Raw genomic sequence first — 16,982 nt, forward strand, 5'->3', positions numbered from 1 at the left:
TCCCTCCTCCCACGGTCGCCCCCTTGTGGGGTAGGGGAGGGGAGAGCCCCACCAACCCCCCCCCTCCCCTCGGCCGGCCGGGGCGAGGCGTTCCTGCTGCAGGGCGGCGACTGCGCAGAGACGTTCGCCGACGCGAACGCGACCCGGATCCGCAACAAGATCCGCACCATCCTGCAGATGGCGGTGGTGCTCACGCACGGCGCGAGCACCCCGGTGGTGAAGATGGGCCGCCTGGCGGGTCAGTACGCCAAGCCGCGCTCGTCGGACCTCGAGACCCGCGACGGCGTCACGCTGCCCGCGTACCGCGGCGACATGGTCAACGGGCACGAGTTCACCCCCGCGTCGCGCACGCCCGACCCGGTGCGCCTGGAGCAGGCGTACCGGATCTCGTCGGCGACGGCGAACGTCGTGCGCGCGTTCACGCAGGGCGGCCATGCCGACCTGCGGCGCGTGCACGAGTGGAACCGCGGGTTCATGCGCAACCCGGCGTACTCGCGCTACGAGCGCACGGCCGCCGAGATCGACCGGGCGATCCGCTTCATGGAGGCCTGCGGCGCCGACTTCGACGCCCTGCGCTCGGTGGAGTTCTACCTCAGCCACGAGGCGCTCATCCTCGACTACGAGCGGGCGCTCACCCGCGTCGACTCCCGCACTGGCGAGGCCTACGCGACGTCGGCCCACTTCCTGTGGATCGGCGAGCGCACGCGCCAGCTGGACGGGGCGCACGTCGAGTTCCTCTCGCGGGTCGCCAACCCCGTCGGGGTCAAGCTCGGCCCGACGACGACGGCCGACGACGCGCTCGCCCTCGCGGCCCGGCTCAACCCGGACAACACCGCGGGGCGCCTGACGTTCGTCACCCGCATGGGCGCCGGCAAGGTCCGTGACGTGCTGCCCGAGGTGGTCGAGAAGGTGACCGCCGCGGGCGTGGCCGTCACCTGGGTGACCGACCCGATGCACGGCAACACGATCACGTCGGAGAGCGGATACAAGACGCGCCGGTTCTCGGACGTCCTCGACGAGGTGACCGGCTTCTTCGAGGTGCACCGCGCCCTCGGCACCGTGCCCGGCGGCCTGCACATGGAGCTCACCGGCGACGACGTCACCGAGGTGCTGGGCGGCAGCGAGGAGATCGACGACGCCGGGCTCGCGCTGCGGTACGAGACGCTCGTCGACCCGCGTCTGAACCACCAGCAGTCGCTCGAGATGGCGTTCCGCGTCGCGGAGATGCTCACCAGCTGGTGACCCATCGCCCGACGAGCTGCCGCCTGCTGGCCCGTCGCGTCGGGCCGCCTACCAGACCGTCAGCGTGACGGTGCTGCCCTTCGGGGCCGTGCCGGTGGTGTCCTGGAAGCGGACGGTGTCGAGCAGGCCGCCCAGGTAGGCGTTCTCCTTGACCTTGAAGCCGGCCTTCTCCAGCGCCTTGCGGGCCGGGTCGGTGTGCTTGCCGACGACGTTCGGCACCTCGACCAGCGGCGGCCCCTGGGAGATCGTGAGGGTGACCGTGTCCGTGCGGTGCGCCGCGGCGCCCTGCTCCGGGTCCTGGGCCAGGACGTGGCCCTTCGGGACGTCCTCGGAGTACGTCGGGTCGGCGAGCTTCACCACGAGCCCGAGGCTCTCGAGGTCGGCGACCGCGGCGTCCTTCTCCTTGCCCACCTCCTGCGGCACCTGCACGGGGGCGGGGCCGTCGGAGACGGTGAGCGTCATGACGGTGTCGTGCCGCTGGCGGGTGCCCTCGCCCGCCGAGAGGTCGAGGACGGTGCCGCGGTCCGCCTCGTCGTCGTAGGCCCGGGTCGGCGACCCGACGGTGAAGCCGGCGCGCTCCAGCGCCGCCGTCGCCTTCTCGCGGTCCGCGCCGACGAGGTCGTGGGGCACCGTGAGCATGCGCACGCCCCGCGAGAGGACCAGCTCCACGGAGCCGTCGAGGCGAACCCGCTCGCCCGGCGCCGGGACGGTGGTCACGACCGCGCCGACGGGGATCTCGTCGTCGAACGCGCGGCTGGTGGTGACGTCGAGCCCGGCCCGTTCGAGGGCGGCGTGCGCGTCGTCCGCCGACGCCCCGGCCATGCCGGAGGGGACCGAGGTCCACGCGCCGGGGCCGTCGGCGAACCACCACCAGGTGCCGAGCCCGCCCCCGCCGAGCAGGAGCACGACGGCGAGCGACCACGCGATCGCGCGCCGGCGCCTCGAAGGCCGTCCGTAGGCCTCGGTGGGCTGCTCGACCGGCCGGTCGTCGGTTCGCGACGGCGCGGTCGCGGACACCTCCTGGAAGAACGCGGTGGGGATCTCGTCGACGGCGTCGGTGGCCCCGGGGCCCGCCGCGTCCGCGTCCTCGGCGCCGTCCGTGGCGTCGTCGGGGGCGGCCGGTGCGTCGTCGGCGGGTGCGTCGGCGCGACGGTCGAGCAGCTCGGGGTCGAGCGACGCCCGCAGCGCCTCGACCGCCTCGAGCGCGGCCCCGGCGTCGGCTGGCCGGCGCTGCGGGTCGCGGGAGGTGAACGACGCGACGAGGGCGTCGAGGCCCTCAGGGAGCCAGTCGACGCGCTCCGACGGCGCCGGGTGGTCCTCGTGCACGTGGTGGAAGGCGACCTGGATCGGCGTCTCGCCGGGGTAGGGGAGCGTGCCGGTCGCGAGCTCGTAGGCGAGCACCCCCACGGCGTAGACGTCGGTGCGGGCGTCGCAGCGCCCGCTGGTGATGACCTCCGGCGCGAGGTACGCCACGGTGCCGAGGACGGTGCCTGTGGTGGTGGTCGTGACCTCGGTGACGGCGCGCGCCAGGCCGAAGTCCGCGACCTTGACCCGCCCTGCGGCGGAGGTGCCGGCCCGGCCGTCGGTCACGCCGTCGGCGTCGCCCACGACGAGGACGTTCTCGGGCTTCACGTCGCGGTGGACGACGCCCCTGCGGTGGGCCGCGGCCAGGGCCGCCAGCACCTGCGCGACGACGTCGAGGGTGCGGCCCAGGGTGAGCGCGCCGGCGTCGTGCAGCTCGCGCCGCAGGTTCGTGCCCGGCACGTACTCCATGGCCAGGTAGCTCGTGTCCCCGTCGACGCCCTGGTCGTAGACGGCCACGACGCCCGGGTGGGTGAGGCGGGCGGCCGCGCGGGCCTCGCGGCGAAAGCGGGACACGAACGCGGCGCCGTCCACGCCGTCGGCCAGGTGTGGGTGCATCACCTTGATCGCGACCTCGCGGTCGAGGCGGCGGTCGGTGGCGCGGTAGACCGTGGCCATGCCCCCGCGCGCGACGCGCGCGACGATCTCGTACCGCCCGTCGACCAGGCGGCCGAGCATCGGGTCGGTCGTCGCGATGGCCACGCCACGAGTGTAGGGGCGGCCCGATCGGCGGGCCCGTAGGCTGGCCGGGTGAACGACACCGCATCCCCCGCGCCCGGCCCCGCAGGCGCCACCGACGACCGCACCGCCCTCGAGCCGCTCGTGGACGAGTGGCTGACCCTCCCCGACGTCGCCGAGGTGCTCGGCATCCCGGTGAGCAAGGTGCGGGGGCTGGTCGCCGAGCGGACGCTGGTCGGGATCAAGCGTGGCGAGCGGAACACCTTCCAGGTGCCCGCCGTCTTCCTCGTCACGGACGGCGAGAAGCCGCACGTGCTGCCGACGCTGCGCGGCACCGTCCTGGTGCTCTCGGACGTGGGGCTCGACGACGCGGCCATCCTGCGCTGGCTGTTCGAGACCGAGCCGTCGATCGGGAACGCGCCGATCGCGGAGCTCCTGGCCGGGCGCCGGGCCGAGGTGCGCCGGGTCGCGCAGGCGCTGCTGTGACGCGTCGCTGACCCGCCGGACCGCGCGGCCGGCTCAGGCCGCGCGGTCGACCGCGGCGCGCGCCAGGTCCAGCAGGACCGTGCGCCCCGGCTCCGCGAGGTCCGCCGCGGCGAGGCCCGCGAGCGCGCCGTCCGCGAGCGCGCCGATGAGCGTCTCGACCCCGTCGAGCGCGCCGGAGCCCGCGATCACCCCGCGCAGCCGCTCGACCGTCGCGCCGTCGAGGTCGGGGTCACCCAGCCGGGCGACGACGAGGTCGCGGTCGGCGGGGCTCGCGGCGGTCATGGTGCGGGCCACGAGGACGGTGCGCTTGCCCTCGCGCAGGTCGTCGCCCGCGGGCTTGCCCGTGACCGACGGGTCGCCGAAGACGCCGAGCACGTCGTCGCGCAGCTGGAACGCCTCCCCGAGAGGCAGGCCGGCCGCGGAGACCGCGTCGAGGCGGGCAGGGGCGGCGCCCGCCAGCACGGCGCCCAGCACGAGCGGGCGCTCCACCGAGTAGCGCGCCGACTTGGCGCGCAGGACGGTGCGCGCGCGCTCCTCGTCCGCCGCCGGGTCGAGCCCCCACGGCTCGGCCTGCACCAGCACGTCGAGGTACTGGCCGACGACCACCTCGGTCTGCATGGCGTCGAACAGGGCCCGCGCGTCGCCCGCCCGGTCAGGGAGGGTCTCGACCGCCGCGGCCATCTCGCGCTGGCACGCCACCAGGCACAGGTCGCCCAGCAGGATGGCGGCGGACGTGCCGAAGCGCTCGGCCGACCCGGCCCAGCCCGCCCCGGAATGGCGAGCCTCGAAGGCGCGGTGGGCGGTGGGCTCGCCGCGGCGCGTGTCGGACGCGTCCATCACGTCGTCGTGCAGCAGGGCCGCGGCCTGGAACAGCTCGAGGGCCGCGCCGGCGCGGACCACGGCATCGCGCCCGGGGCCCTCGGACGGCCCGCCGTGGGCCCGGAACGACCAGTAGCAGAACGCCGCCCGCAGCCGCTTGCCCCCGCGCAGGAGGACCGCCGCCTGATCCGTGAGCGCGGTCGCCGCGGCCCCGATCGAGGCGGCCTCCCGCTCCAGGTCGGCGAGGTGCCGCTCGACCTCGGCGTCGACGTCGGGGCGGAGGTTCTCGAGGTCGACCAGGGACGGTGCGGTGGGCATGCGGCCAGCCTATGTGTCCGGACGAGGGCCCGGGCCCGGGTCAGCCGGTGAGGACCGAGCCGCTCACGGTGACCAGGCGGCGCTCGCCGTCGTCGAGCACGCCGAGCGTGACGGACTCCACGACCGGGCCCGCGTCCTTGGCGCCCTTCTTCGACTTCGGCGTGGTCTCGCGGCCGAACGTCGTCTGGGCCGTGAGCCCGGTGAGCGTCCCCGTCTCGGACTGGGTGAAGCCGGCCTTGTGCAGCCGCTTCGCGAGCTGGTCGATGACCTCCTGCGTGCTGCGGGTCGTGCTCAGGTTGAGGGTCACGTCCGTGAGCCTCCCCGCCCCGGGCGTGGCCGAGCTGGCGAGGACGGTGGCGTCCTGGGGCGCGCCGAGCAGCTTCTCGGGGAAGCCGGGCGCGTAGCCGCCGACGGCGGTGTCCGGGTCGAACGTGGGCAGCGCAGCGGGGGCGTCCGGGTCGGCGCTCGCGGTCGCGTCGCCGTCGCCGCGCAGCCCGACGCCGGAGCCGTGCTCACCGGTCGCCGAGACCTCGTCGTCGGGGGCGCCGCCACCGAGCAGCCCGCACCCGGACAACGTCAGCAGCGCGGCGACGGCCATGGCGGCGCCGCCGGCACGGGCACCTCGGACGGTGCGAGAGGGGCGCGGCGGACGGGGGAGCGTGGGCACGGCGCCCACCGTAGCGGCCCGGGGAGAGCATCGGGCGAGCCCGTCGGCCCGGTGGTCGGCAGGACGCCGCCCCACGGGCGACGGGTCCGAGCCTGCCCCCAGGAGCGGTGCGTCCACAGCCGGCGGCGGGCGGCCCTCACGTGCCCGCCGCTTCCGATGGGATCGGGCCATGGAAGCCGCCTACGCCACGCCCCGCTCCGGGGAGCCCGACTCGCCGTTCGACCTGCCCGTCGTGCTCCGTTCGTCCCGCGACATGCTCGCCGCCGTGCCGTACCTGCTGGGGTTCCGGCCCCGGGAGTGCTGCGTCGTCGTCTGCGTCACCGGGGAGGGGAGGATCGGCCTCGTCGCCCGGACGTCGCTCGCCGAAGCCGACGGCGGTGGTGCGGGAGGCCTCGACGGACCGGAGCCCGACGCCCGCACGGTGGCACGGGCGGCGGCGCGGGTCGGGGCCGTCCTCGTCCTCGTCGTCCTGTGCACCGCGCGGCCGGAGTCCGCCGTCCTGCCCCGCGCGGCGGAGGTGCTCGCCGCCCTCGACGAGGTGCTGGACCCGGCGGCCGACATCGAGACCTGGCTGGTCGGTGCCGACGGGTACCGCGGCCTCGGCTGCGCGGACCCGGCGTGCTGCCCGCCCGACGGGCGTCCGCTGGGTGAGCTCGAGCACGGCGAGGTCGGGGCCGCGTTCGTCGTCGCGGGGCGCGCGATCGCCGCCTCGGAGCAGGAGGCGCACCGCATCGCCCGGGCGTCCGTCGCCGTGCGGGACCGGGTCGCGAAGGCGGCCGCCCGTACCGAGCGTGGACGCCCCGCGCTGCAGGGTGGCGAGCCCCCGGGCGCCGCGACGGCGCGGTGGCGCGCGGAGGCCCTCGGCGTGTGGCGCGACCTCGTGCGCCAGGCCGCCGCGGACCAGCAGGTCGCGACCCCGGGCGGCGAGATCGCCCTGCCGCCCGCACGCCTCGGCCGCCTGGCAGCGGCGCTCGCGGACGTCCCGGTGCGCGACGCCGTGCTGCTGTCCCTCGTGCCGGGGGCCTCCGACGCGGCAGAGCTGACCGCCGCGCGCGGTGCCCCCGGCCCAGGGGCGGGCGCCGAGAGCGAGACCGCGGTCGAGGTGGCCACGGCTCGGGCGATCGCCCGCGTGGTGGACCCGCGGGTCGGGGTCCCGCCCGACGCAGCGGTGGCGGACGCCGCGCGGCTCGTCCTCGAGCAGGTGGTCGGCGCGGCGCCGCGCCGCTGGCACGCCGCCCCGCTCGCCCTGCTGGCGTTCCTCGCGTGGTGGCGCGGCGACGGATGGCTGGCCGCGAGGCGGGTCCGCGAGGCGCTGCGTCAGGATCCGTCGCACCGCCTGGCCGCGCTCCTGGCCGGGGTGCTGCGTGCGGCGGTGCCTCCGGGGTGGGTCACGGCCTCGGGCCCGGCGGCACCGGCGGTCCCCGCGGGCGCCCCCGGGCGTGCGACAGGACGACCGGGCGGCTCCCGGGCCGGCTCGTGACCGGCTCCGGGCCGGCTCCTGGTTGCCCACGGGCAGGGTCCCGGTCGGTGTCCCTGGCAGGCCGGTGACCGGGCGCGGCGTCGGGTAGCGTGCCCCCATGGCGATCGTCGTCGGACTCCTGAGCACGGCCGAAGGGCAGGCGGCACTCGCCGCAGCGCAGCGCGAGGCGCGGGAGCGGTCCGCCCCCCTCACGGTCGTCGTGGCCCAGGGCGACGCGAGCCCCGAGAGGCAGGCGGTCGAGGACGACCTGACCGCGTCCGGGGTGCCCTACTCGATGGTCGCCGGCACCGGGGACCTCGCGGAGGACCTCGTGCGCACGGCGCACGAGGCGGGGGCGGAGCTGATCGTCGTGGGGCTGCGGCGCCGCAGCCCCGTCGGCAAGCTCATCCTCGGCTCGGGGGCGCAGCGGATCCTGCTCGAGGCCCCCTGTCCGGTGCTCGCGGTGAAGCCGTGACCATGGGTCGCCGCGCCACGCCGAACGGTGTGACGCTCGTGACCGTCGGCCGGTGTCGTCCGTGCCCGCCGCGCGCGGCGACCGCGGGCCGTTCCCGGTGGTACCGCGGGAATCTTCGAGCGCTCCCGTGCGTTGAGCCAGCACCGGAGACCGCACGACGCGGGTACTGGAGCGGGCGCAGGAGCCCGCGGTGCCCCACCGTCGCGGATGTCGCCGGTACAATAGGGGTGTCCGCCTGAGCCACGACAGTCCGAGTCGGAGGCCTTGACGGCGGTGCACCGTCCCCTCGAATGCCGAAAGGTCGGTTTGTGGCGTCCACTGCGCAGAACCCTGCACTTCCCCGCGAGTTCGAGCACCCTGCCCTGCAGGGACTGCTCGCTCGAGGCACCGCCGACGGCCGGGTCGACGCCGAGAGCTTCCGTGCCGCCTGCGAGAACGCGGCGGTGGCGGACCCGAAGCGGCTGAAGGCGGTCCTGCGCGCCTTCGCGACGGCGGGCGTCGAGATCGGCGTGCCCACGGCCACCAAGGTCGCCGCCGCCAGCACCAGCCGGAGCACCGCCACGCGCGCCAAGGCGCCGGCGGCGCGGTCCGGCGCCGTGAAGACCTCCACGGTGAAGTCGACCTCCGCCACGACCGGGGCCGACGAGGAGCCCGGTGAGTCGACCCCGGCGGCCAAGAAGCCTGCCTCGCGTTCCGCCGCGTCCAAGTCGGCGACGACCAAGGGCACGAAGACGACGCGCGGTCGCAAGGCCGCCTCGAAGGACGAGCCGGGCTCGGACGATATCGAGGACGTCGAGCTCGACGAGGACGCGACCGACGTCGCGGACGACGAGCAGGAGGGCGCCGAGCACGGCGCCAAGGGCACGAAGGCCGCCGCGGGCAAGGACACCAAGGGCGACGACGAGGAGCGGGGATTCGTCGTCTCGGACACCGACGACGACGACCAGCCCGCGCAGCAGGTCGTCACCGCCGGCGCCACGGCCGACCCGGTCAAGGACTACCTGAAGCAGATCGGCAAGGTCGCGCTGCTGAACGCGGAGCAGGAGGTCGAGCTCGCGAAGCGCATCGAGGCCGGCCTGTTCGCGGAGGAGCGACTGTCCAAGGACTACGCCGACTTCGACAAGACGAAGGCGAACGCCGACGAGCGCCGGATGTACCGCGACCTGCGGTGGATCGCGCACGACGGCAAGCGCGCCAAGAACCACCTGCTCGAGGCGAACCTGCGCCTCGTCGTCTCCCTCGCCAAGCGTTACACCGGCCGCGGCATGCTGTTCCTGGACCTCATCCAGGAGGGCAACCTCGGTCTGATCCGCGCCGTCGAGAAGTTCGACTACACCAAGGGCTACAAGTTCTCGACGTACGCCACCTGGTGGATCCGGCAGGCGATCACCCGCGCCATGGCCGACCAGGCCCGCACCATCCGCATCCCGGTGCACATGGTCGAGGTCATCAACAAGCTGGCCCGCGTGCAGCGCCAGATGCTCCAGGACCTGGGCCGCGAGCCCACCCCGGAGGAGCTGGCCAAGGAGCTGGACATGACCCCCGAGAAGGTGGTCGAGGTCCAGAAGTACGGCCGCGAGCCCATCTCGCTGCACACGCCGCTGGGCGAGGACGGCGACAGCGAGTTCGGTGACCTCATCGAGGACTCCGAGGCCGTCGTGCCGGCCGACGCGGTGAGCTTCACGCTGCTGCAGGAGCAGCTGCACCAGGTGCTCGACACCCTGTCGGAGCGCGAGGCGGGCGTCGTCTCGATGCGCTTCGGTCTGCAGGACGGGCAGCCGAAGACGCTCGACGAGATCGGCAAGGTCTACGGCGTGACGCGCGAGCGGATCCGTCAGATCGAGTCCAAGACGATGTCGAAGCTGCGCCACCCGAGCCGGTCCCAGGTGCTTCGCGACTACCTGGACTGATACCCGCAGCGCAGGAAGGGCCCCGTGCCGGTCGGATCATCGACCGGCACGGGGCTTTCGGCATGTCCGGGCCGTGCGTCGACGCGGTGGGTCGACGCCGTGGGTCGACGTCGGTCGCCGAGGTCGGTCGTGCGGTCAGGCGACCGGGTCGGCCCTGACCGCGGGGACGCCGTGAACGGGCGCCCACCGTGAGGACGGCGCGAGGACGCCCAGCGGGTCGAGCCGTCGGCGCATCGCGACCAGGCGCTCGTACGTGCCCGGGCCGAACGACGTCCGCATCAGCTGCGCCGAGACGGCGTCGCGCGGCCCCGCGAAGTTGAGCAGCGACCCGCCCGTGGCCCACGGGCGCAGGGCGTCGTGCACGGCCTGCACGTGCGCGGCCGCGTCGGGCGGCCCCAGGGGCGCGCCGAGCGAACCCACGAACAGCGTGCAGGCGGCGTCCCGGCCGGCGACGGCGTTCGGGACGGCCGCGGGCCGCCCCACGGCCCCGCCGAGGAGGCGGATCTCCGCCATCGCCACGGGCGACCCCGCGGGCACGGCCGCGAGGAACGCGTCGACGGCGTCGGCGGTGAGCTCGCGCAGCTGCCCGCCGCGCTCCACGAACGGCATCGGGTCCTCGGGGTCGGCGTGGATCTCGCCGATCCGCGCGTAGGGCAGGTCGCCGACGGTGTCGAGGAGCGGGGGTGCGACCGCCCGCAGCGCGTCGACCAGCCCGTCCGCGGCCCCGCCGACCATGCCCCCGCCGTCCAGGGTCTCGCCGGCGTCGCCGTCGCGGCCATCGTCGCCGAGGTGGCGTACGTACCGCACCACGAGGACGGCCCGGCCGCGCAGCGGCTCGGGCAGATCGGGCAGCGGCGGCAGGTTCATGCGCGCGACGGAGGTGGTCACGGACTCCGGCAGGTCACGCACCAGCTCGCGCCAGCGATGCACGACGGGTGCCGCGTCGGCGGCGTCGAACCACACGGTGCCGGCGTGCACGGTGCGCAGCGGGAACAGGTCGAACGTCAGCGACGTGACCACACCGAACGCACCGCCGCCGCCCCGCAGCGCCCAGAACAGGTCCGCGTGCCGGTCCGGCGACGCGGTGACGAGCGACCCGTCGGGGGTCACGACGTCGAGGGAGCGGACGTGGTCGGCGGCGAAGCCGAACGTGCGCGCGAGCGGACCGAGGCCGCCGCCGAGGGTGTAGCCCACCACCCCGACGTGCGGGGACGAGCCGCAGAGGCCGCCGAGCCCGTGCGGGGCGCCGGCGTCCAGGACGGCGCGCCACGACGTGCCCGGCCCGACGGTGGCCGTGCGCGCCACGGGGTCGACCTCCAGGCCGTCCAGTGCCGACACGTCGAGCAGGACGTCGGCCGGTCCGGTCGGGGCGGCGCTGTGCCCGGTGGAGCGCACCCCGACGCCGAGCCCGTGACCGGCGGCGGCCCGGACGGTCCGCGCGACGTCCTCGGGCGAGGCCGCGCGCACGACGAGCGCCGGGCGGTGGACGAGCGCGAGGTTGAAGCCGCCGAGCGCCGCGTCGTAGGCGGGCTCTCCCGGGAGGTGGACGGTGCCGGCGAGGCCGGTCCGCAGCTCGTCGGCGGCGGCTGCGGCGGTCGTGGTGAGGTGGTGGGCCGCGGGATCGTCGAGCGTCGGGGCGGCGGGGGTGGTGCTGGACATCGGGTGACTCTCCTTCGGTGGAACGGTGCCGGGGGAGAGGGAGCCACGCGCCGCCCGGCGGTGACGGGTCGGCGGCCCGGATCGCGGGTGAAGTGTCCGGGGCGTTCCCCCGGACAGGGCCGATGTGGCAGGGTGTCGCCGTGCCCCAGACCACGGCCTTCCCCGGGCGGTCCCGGTTCGTCGTCCTGCTCGCCCTCGCCGTCGTGCTGGCACTGTCGCTCGCGTCGGTCCTGGTGGCCCCGCCGGCGCGCGCCGCGACCTGGTCCCTGGCGGGCTCCGGAGGCGGGACGACGACGGCGACGGTCGGCAAGATCCTCAGCGTCCGCTACCTCAGGTCCGGCAAGCCCGTGAAGGGTGCCGCGGTGACGCTGCAGCGCAAGAAGGGCGGCTCGTGGGTGAAGGTCCGCACCGTGCGGACCGGCCCCAAGGGACGTGCCTCGACGACGGTGAAGCCCACCGCGACCGCGAGCTACCGATTCCGGACCAGCCACGCCAGGAGCGGCACGATCACGGTGCGCGTCGTGCCGGTCCGGTTCGCGATCTCCGGCTCCGGGTCGGGGCACGGCGTGGGGCTGGCCCAGTGGGGCGCGTACCAGCAGTCGCGCACCGGCCGCACCGCGGCGCAGATCCTCGGCTACTACTACCCGGGCACCACGGTCTCGACGGCGAACGACCCGCGCACCACCCTCGACGTCCAGGTGCTCGGCCCGCCGTCCGACACCCGGACCACGACCGTGCTGGGGGTCGGCTCCGGCACCTGGCGGCTGACGGACCCGGCGGGCAAGGTCCTGGCGAGCGGCGACGCCTCCCGCACGGTCAAGGTCGGCGTCGCGACCGGCGGGGTCACGGCCACGGTCATGAAGGGGAGCGCGACGGTCTCGAAGGTGTCCGCGCGCTCCAGCCTCACCTACGAGTGGTCCGGCACCCGCTACTACCAGCCCACCGGGACGAAGGCGGTCGCGACGGTCACGGGCGCCCAGGGGACGTACCGCAACGGGCGCCTCGTCGTGACCAAGCGGTCGAACCGGCCCAACGTGGTCAACGAGGTGGTCATCAACACCGAGTACCTGTACGGGCTGGACGAGATGCCGTCGGGCTGGGGGTCGAGCACCAACCGTGGCGCGGCGGCCCTGCAGGCGCAGGCGGTCGTGGCCCGCAACTACGCGATCGTCGAGAAGGTGAAGGGCCTCAAGTCCGTCTGCGGCTGCCACGTCTACGACGACACCCGCTCCCAGCACTACACCGGGTGGAAGAAGCAGGGCGGGGGCTGGGGCGGGACGTGGGTCACCGCCGTGAACGCCACGGTGCAGGCCGACGACCACACGGTGACCGTGCTGCGCGACGCCGACGGCCTGTTCGCCGAGACGCCCTACTTCGCGTCGACGGGCGGTGCGGGCGGTCGTCGCGGCACGGCGACGAACACGGAGGTGTTCGGGACGGCGGCTCTGCCCTACCTCAAGCACGTGACCGACACGTACTCGGCCAAGGCGCCGAAGAACCCCTACCTGAGCTGGAGTGACTCGATCACGCAGGCGAAGGCGCGGTCGATCTTCGGCCTGTCGTCGGTGCGCTCGATCGCGGTCACCTCGCGGTGGTCGAGCGGGCAGGTCAAGACGCTGACGGCCACGTCGGCGACCGGGAAGAAGGTGTCGCGGACCAAGACGGCGGACGGGTGGCGCACGACGCTCGGGGTGCGCGCGTCGTGGGTGGGCTCGCTGTCGGGCCGCAACAGCTGAGCAGGCCGCGACGCCCGACCCGAGGCGCGTACAGCGCACGAGAGCCCCGCACCGTACGGTGCGGGGCTCTCGTGTGTCGTGGGTCGTGCCGCGCGGTCGCGGGTCAGCGTGCCCCGTGCTCGGCGAGGAGCCGGTCCGTCTCGTCCTGGACGTGGACGGCGACGCCCTCGTAGGCGCCGGCGTGCGCGCGCGCGTGGTGCCCGCAGAAGAGGAGCTCTCCGACGGGCAGGACCACTCGCACGTACGCCTGGGCGCCGCAGCGGTCGCAGCGGTCGGCGGCGGTCAGCGGCTGGGTCGGTTCGGTCGTCGTGGTGCTCACGTCTCCATCCAACCAGACCGGTGGCCCGGAGCATCCCGTTCCCGGCCGGGTTCGCTCCCGGCATAGCGGCGTGGAGCACACGGAACACCTGTTCGGGTCGTCTACCCTCGTTCCCGTGACAGCCACCTCCGAGTCCGGGTACACCGCGCGCCACCTGACGGTCCTCGAGGGCCTCGAGGCGGTGCGCAAGCGCCCCGGCATGTACATCGGGTCCACGGACTCGCGCGGCCTCATGCACTGCCTGTGGGAGATCATCGACAACTCCGTCGACGAGGCCCTCGGCGGGCACGCGTCGGACATCCGCGTCGTGCTGCACGCCGACTCGTCTGTCACGGTCGAGGACGACGGCCGCGGCATCCCGGTCGACATCGAGCCGAAGACGGGCCTCACGGGTGTCGAGGTGGTCTTCACGAAGCTGCACGCGGGCGGCAAGTTCGGCGGGGGCTCCTACACCGCGTCGGGTGGCCTGCACGGCGTGGGCGCCTCGGTGGTCAACGCGCTGTCCGCACGCCTCGACGTCGAGGTGGACCTCAGCGGCAAGACCCACCGGATGACCTTCCACCGCGGCGAGCCGGGCGTCTTCGCCGACCCGGCGTCGGGCGCCTCGCCCGAGTCGCCGTTCACGCCCTTCACCGACCACAGCGAGCTCGCCGTCGTCGGCAAGGTCAAGCGCGGCGTCTCCGGCACGCGGGTGCGGTACTGGGCGGACCGGCAGGTGTTCCCGAAGTCGGCCGTGTTCAGCTACGACGAGCTCGTCACCCGGGCGCGCCAGACCACGTTCCTCGTGCCCGGCCTGAAGATCACGCTGCGCGACGAGCGCGGGCTGCCCGGCACCCCGGGCGAGACGGGGCCGTTCGAGGAGGTCTTCCAGCACGACGGCGGCGCGGTCGACTTCGTCGAGTTCCTCGCGCCGGACGCGCCGGTGACGTCGACGTGGCAGCTGCGGGGCAGCGGGCACTTCACCGAGACGGTGCCGGTGCTCGACTCGCGCGGGCACATGACCCCGCAGGACGTGCAGCGCGAATGCGAGGTGGACGTCGCGCTGCGCTGGGGCGGCGGTTACGACACGGAGGTGCGCACCTTCGTCAACATCATCGCCACGCCCAAGGGCGGCTCCCACCTGTCGGGCTTCGAGCAGGGGCTGCTCAAGACGGTGCGCAAGCAGATCGAGGCGAACGCGCGCCGGCTGAAGGTCTCCACCAAGGACGCCGCGGAGCGGATCGAGAAGGACGACGTCCTGGCCGGGCTGACGGCGGTGGTCACCGTCCGGCTCGCGGAGCCGCAGTTCGAGGGCCAGACCAAGGAGGTCCTCGGCACGGCGCCCGTGCGCGCGATCGTCTCCCGCGTCGTGGAGAAGGAGCTGGGCGCGCTGCTCACCTCCACCAAGCGCGACGAGAAGGCGCAGTCGGCGCTGCTGCTGGACAAGGTGGTCGCCGAGATGCGCGCCCGTGTCACGGCGCGCAAGCAGAAGGAGATCTCCCGGCGCAAGAACGCCCTCGAGGCGTCGTCGCTGCCGGCGAAGCTCGCGGACTGCCGCAGCGACGACGTCACCCGCAGCGAGCTGTTCATCGTCGAGGGGGACTCGGCGCTCGGGACGGCGAAGCTGGCGCGCTCGAGCGACTTCCAGGCGCTGCTGCCGATCCGCGGCAAGATCCTCAACGTCCAGAAGGCGTCGATCAGCGACATGCTGCGCAACGCGGAGTGCGCCGCCATCATCCAGGTGCTCGGCGCGGGGTCGGGGCGGTCCTTCGACCTCGACGCGGCGCGCTACGGCAAGATCGTCCTGATGACGGACGCCGACGTCGACGGCGCGCACATCCGCACCCTGCTGCTGACGCTCTTCTACCGGTACATGCGCCCGATGCTCGAGGCCGGCCGGGTCTTCGCCGCCGTCCCGCCGCTGCACCGCGTCGAGGTGCTGGGCAGCGGGCGGCGAAAGAACGAGTACGTCTACACGTACTCGGAGGCCGAGCTGGCCGCCACGCTCAAGAAGCTGGACCGCGCCGGCCGCCGGTACAAGGAGGACATCCAGCGCTACAAGGGCCTGGGGGAGATGGACGCCGACCAGCTCGCCGAGACCACGATGGACCCGCGCCACCGGACGCTGCGGCGCGTGACCGTGGAGGGCGCCGAGGCCGCCGAGCGGGTGTTCGAGCTGCTCATGGGCAGCGACGTGGCCCCGCGCAAGGAGTTCATCGTCGCGGGAGCGGGCACCCTGGACCAGTCGCGGATCGACGCCTGACCCGACGCGCCCGGGGCGTCCGGATGGCGACCCGGGCGGCGGGTGACCACGGCTGATGGGTACCCTTCGGCCGTGAAGATCCCTCGCTCGACCACCTCCCGTCTGCTCGCCCTCCTGCCGGCGACCGCCCTGGCCGCCGGCCTGCTCGCCGGCTGTGCCGACGGCGGCTCCTCCGACGCGGGCTCCTCGTCCTCGGCGTCCGCGGACGCGACGGAGCAGGTGGCGGAGAACCTCAGCGAGTTCTCCTACGCCGGCGAGGACGGCAAGACGGCGCTCGAGCTGCTGGAGAAGCACGACCCGGAGGCCCAGGTGCAGGGCAAGGGCGAGAACGCGTACGTCACGGCCGTGCGTGGTCGCGAGGCCGACCCCAGCACCGAGTTCTGGGGCCTGTACGTGGACGACGAGATGGCGCAGGTCGGCGCCGGCTCGCTCCAGACCAAGGACGGGCAGACCATCACCTGGAAGCTCGAGGAGATCGAGAAGTGACCGTCACCGCCCCCTCCCGCCTCGAGGCCCCGCTGTCCGCGCGCGAGCTCGCCCAACGCTGGTGGCGCCCCGCCGTCGCGGTCCTGCTCGTCGCGGCCGCCGTCGTCTGGCGGCTGGTGAAGGACGACCTCGGCGCCCCGCCCAACCTCGAGCTCTCGACGGCCGCGGCGTTCGCGGCGGCGGGCCTGCTGCGTCACCGCGTCGCGGTGCTCGCTCCGCTGGCCGTGGTCGCGCTGAGCGACGTCCTGCTCGGCAACTCGTCGGTGCTGGTGTTCACGTGGAGCGCGTGGGCCGTCATCGGCGTCGGCGCCTGGTGGGCGGGCCGCACGCGCGGCACGACCGGCCGCCTGGTCGCCGCGCTCGGCCTCGGCGTCGGCGGCTCGCTGTTCTTCTACCTGTGGACCAACGCCGGCGTCTGGTGGCTCGGCCGCGGCACGTTCTACCCCGCGGGCCTCGACGGACTGCTGGCCAGCTACGTCGCCGGGCTGCCGTTCCTGCGCCCGATGCTGCTCGGCAACCTCGTGCTGGTGCCGCTCGCGGCCGGGCTCGTGGCCCTGGTGGCGCGGCTCGAGCGGGCCTCGGCGCCCGCCACCGAGGCCCTCCCGGCGCGATAGCCTCGACGGACCGAGAGAGAGGCGAGGGACCGTGCCCGCAGACCGGATCCGGCGGATGACGTTCGCCAGCATCTACCCGCTCTACGTGCAGAAGGTGGAGCGCAAGGACCGCGACGCGGCCGACGTCGACCGCGTCGTCACCTGGCTCACCGGCTACGACGCCGCCGGCCTCGAGCAGGTGATCGCGGACGAGGTCGACCTGGAGACGTTCTTCGCCTCCGCACCCGCGATGAACGAGAACGCGTCGCTCATCACGGGCGTGATCTGCGGCGTCCGCGTCGAGGAGATCGACGACCCGCTGATGCAGCAGATCCGCTGGATGGACAAGCTGGTCGACGAGGTCGCGAAGGGCAAGAAGATGTCGTCGATCCTGCGCGGCGACGCCGGCGCGGCGGCCTAGTCGACGGGACGACGTCGATCGCAGGACCGACCACACGACGGGCCCCCGGCGGGGGGGGGGGGGGAGGGGTACGCCCTCCCCCCCCCACGGCCACTCTCGCTCCCCCCACC

At 74.5% G+C, this 16,982-nt stretch carries 15 protein-coding genes; 10 read left to right on the plus strand and 5 right to left on the minus strand.

Annotated features, from left to right (window positions below; genetic code table 11):
• Positions 1 to 1,242: 3-deoxy-7-phosphoheptulonate synthase class II (locus ACWF41_RS04885; protein ID WP_452182111.1), on the plus strand; the 1,242-nt coding region annotated here is incomplete at its 5' end.
• 48 nt (positions 1,243 to 1,290) lie between these two features.
• Here the strand turns inward: ACWF41_RS04885 and pknB are convergent.
• A complete protein-coding gene (gene pknB / locus ACWF41_RS04890; protein ID WP_380325316.1) occupies positions 1,291 to 3,306 on the minus strand; it encodes a Stk1 family PASTA domain-containing Ser/Thr kinase in 2,016 nt (671 codons plus the stop codon).
• Between the two features lie 48 nt (positions 3,307 to 3,354).
• On the opposite strand from pknB, the gene ACWF41_RS04895 reads away from it, so the two are divergent.
• Entirely contained in the window at positions 3,355 to 3,768 is a 414-nt protein-coding gene (locus ACWF41_RS04895) for an Rv2175c family DNA-binding protein (RefSeq protein ID WP_380325319.1), read from the plus strand.
• 33 nt (positions 3,769 to 3,801) lie between these two features.
• On the opposite strand, the gene ACWF41_RS04900 is transcribed toward ACWF41_RS04895, so the two are convergent.
• Together ACWF41_RS04900 and ACWF41_RS04905 are read right to left on the minus strand one after the other, a co-directional pair.
• Positions 3,802 to 4,905, minus strand: a complete 1,104-nt coding sequence (locus tag ACWF41_RS04900) for a polyprenyl synthetase family protein (RefSeq protein ID WP_380325321.1) — start codon at positions 4,903 to 4,905, stop codon at positions 3,802 to 3,804.
• A gap of 40 nt (positions 4,906 to 4,945) precedes the next feature.
• The gene (locus ACWF41_RS04905; protein ID WP_380325324.1) at positions 4,946 to 5,572 is read right to left on the minus strand and encodes a hypothetical protein; all 627 of its coding nucleotides are present in this window, start codon (positions 5,570 to 5,572) and stop codon (positions 4,946 to 4,948) included.
• A 169-nt stretch (positions 5,573 to 5,741) separates the two neighbouring features.
• On the opposite strand from ACWF41_RS04905, the gene ACWF41_RS04910 reads away from it, so the two are divergent.
• The 3 genes from ACWF41_RS04910 (at position 5,742) to ACWF41_RS04920 (ending at position 9,416) form a co-directional block, all read left to right on the plus strand.
• Entirely contained in the window at positions 5,742 to 7,052 is a 1,311-nt protein-coding gene (locus ACWF41_RS04910) for a DUF4192 family protein (RefSeq protein ID WP_380325327.1), read from the plus strand.
• A 97-nt stretch (positions 7,053 to 7,149) separates the two neighbouring features.
• Positions 7,150 to 7,506, plus strand: coding sequence for a universal stress protein (locus tag ACWF41_RS04915; RefSeq protein ID WP_380325330.1), 357 nt, complete (start codon positions 7,150 to 7,152; stop codon positions 7,504 to 7,506).
• A 308-nt stretch (positions 7,507 to 7,814) separates the two neighbouring features.
• The gene (locus ACWF41_RS04920; RefSeq protein WP_380325333.1) at positions 7,815 to 9,416 is read left to right on the plus strand and encodes an RNA polymerase sigma factor; all 1,602 of its coding nucleotides are present in this window, start codon (positions 7,815 to 7,817) and stop codon (positions 9,414 to 9,416) included.
• A gap of 135 nt (positions 9,417 to 9,551) precedes the next feature.
• Here ACWF41_RS04920 and ACWF41_RS04925 read toward each other — a convergent pair whose 3' ends face one another.
• A complete protein-coding gene (locus ACWF41_RS04925; protein WP_380326946.1) occupies positions 9,552 to 11,075 on the minus strand; it encodes an FAD-binding oxidoreductase in 1,524 nt (507 codons plus the stop codon).
• A gap of 140 nt (positions 11,076 to 11,215) precedes the next feature.
• On the opposite strand from ACWF41_RS04925, the gene ACWF41_RS04930 reads away from it, so the two are divergent.
• On the plus strand, positions 11,216 to 12,811 hold the full coding sequence (locus ACWF41_RS04930) for a SpoIID/LytB domain-containing protein (protein ID WP_380326949.1): 1,596 nt from the start codon (positions 11,216 to 11,218) through the stop codon (positions 12,809 to 12,811).
• A 103-nt stretch (positions 12,812 to 12,914) separates the two neighbouring features.
• Here the strand turns inward: ACWF41_RS04930 and ACWF41_RS04935 are convergent, their stop codons facing one another.
• Positions 12,915 to 13,130, minus strand: a complete 216-nt coding sequence (locus ACWF41_RS04935; protein ID WP_380326818.1) for a DUF7455 domain-containing protein — start codon at positions 13,128 to 13,130, stop codon at positions 12,915 to 12,917.
• Between the two features lie 115 nt (positions 13,131 to 13,245).
• Between ACWF41_RS04935 and ACWF41_RS04940 the strand changes: the two genes are divergently transcribed.
• The 4 genes from ACWF41_RS04940 to ACWF41_RS04955 all read left to right on the plus strand — a co-directional run bounded on the left by ACWF41_RS04940 (position 13,246) and on the right by ACWF41_RS04955 (position 16,872).
• On the plus strand, positions 13,246 to 15,372 hold the full coding sequence (locus ACWF41_RS04940) for a DNA gyrase/topoisomerase IV subunit B (RefSeq protein WP_380326815.1): 2,127 nt from the start codon (positions 13,246 to 13,248) through the stop codon (positions 15,370 to 15,372).
• Between the two features lie 72 nt (positions 15,373 to 15,444).
• On the plus strand, positions 15,445 to 15,858 hold the full coding sequence (locus tag ACWF41_RS04945) for a DUF4430 domain-containing protein (RefSeq protein ID WP_380326812.1): 414 nt from the start codon (positions 15,445 to 15,447) through the stop codon (positions 15,856 to 15,858).
• Positions 15,855 to 16,472, plus strand: a complete 618-nt coding sequence (locus tag ACWF41_RS04950) for a DUF6580 family putative transport protein (RefSeq protein ID WP_380326809.1) — start codon at positions 15,855 to 15,857, stop codon at positions 16,470 to 16,472. Before ACWF41_RS04945 ends, ACWF41_RS04950 begins: the two co-directional genes overlap by 4 nt.
• A 55-nt stretch (positions 16,473 to 16,527) precedes the next feature.
• Positions 16,528 to 16,872 (plus strand): DUF2200 domain-containing protein, encoded by a 345-nt coding sequence (locus ACWF41_RS04955; RefSeq protein WP_380326807.1) that lies wholly within the window; start codon positions 16,528 to 16,530, stop codon positions 16,870 to 16,872.
• Positions 16,873 to 16,982: the final 110 nt, after the last annotated feature.

The sequence above is a fragment of the Isoptericola sp. NPDC055063 genome, from assembly GCF_053608125.1.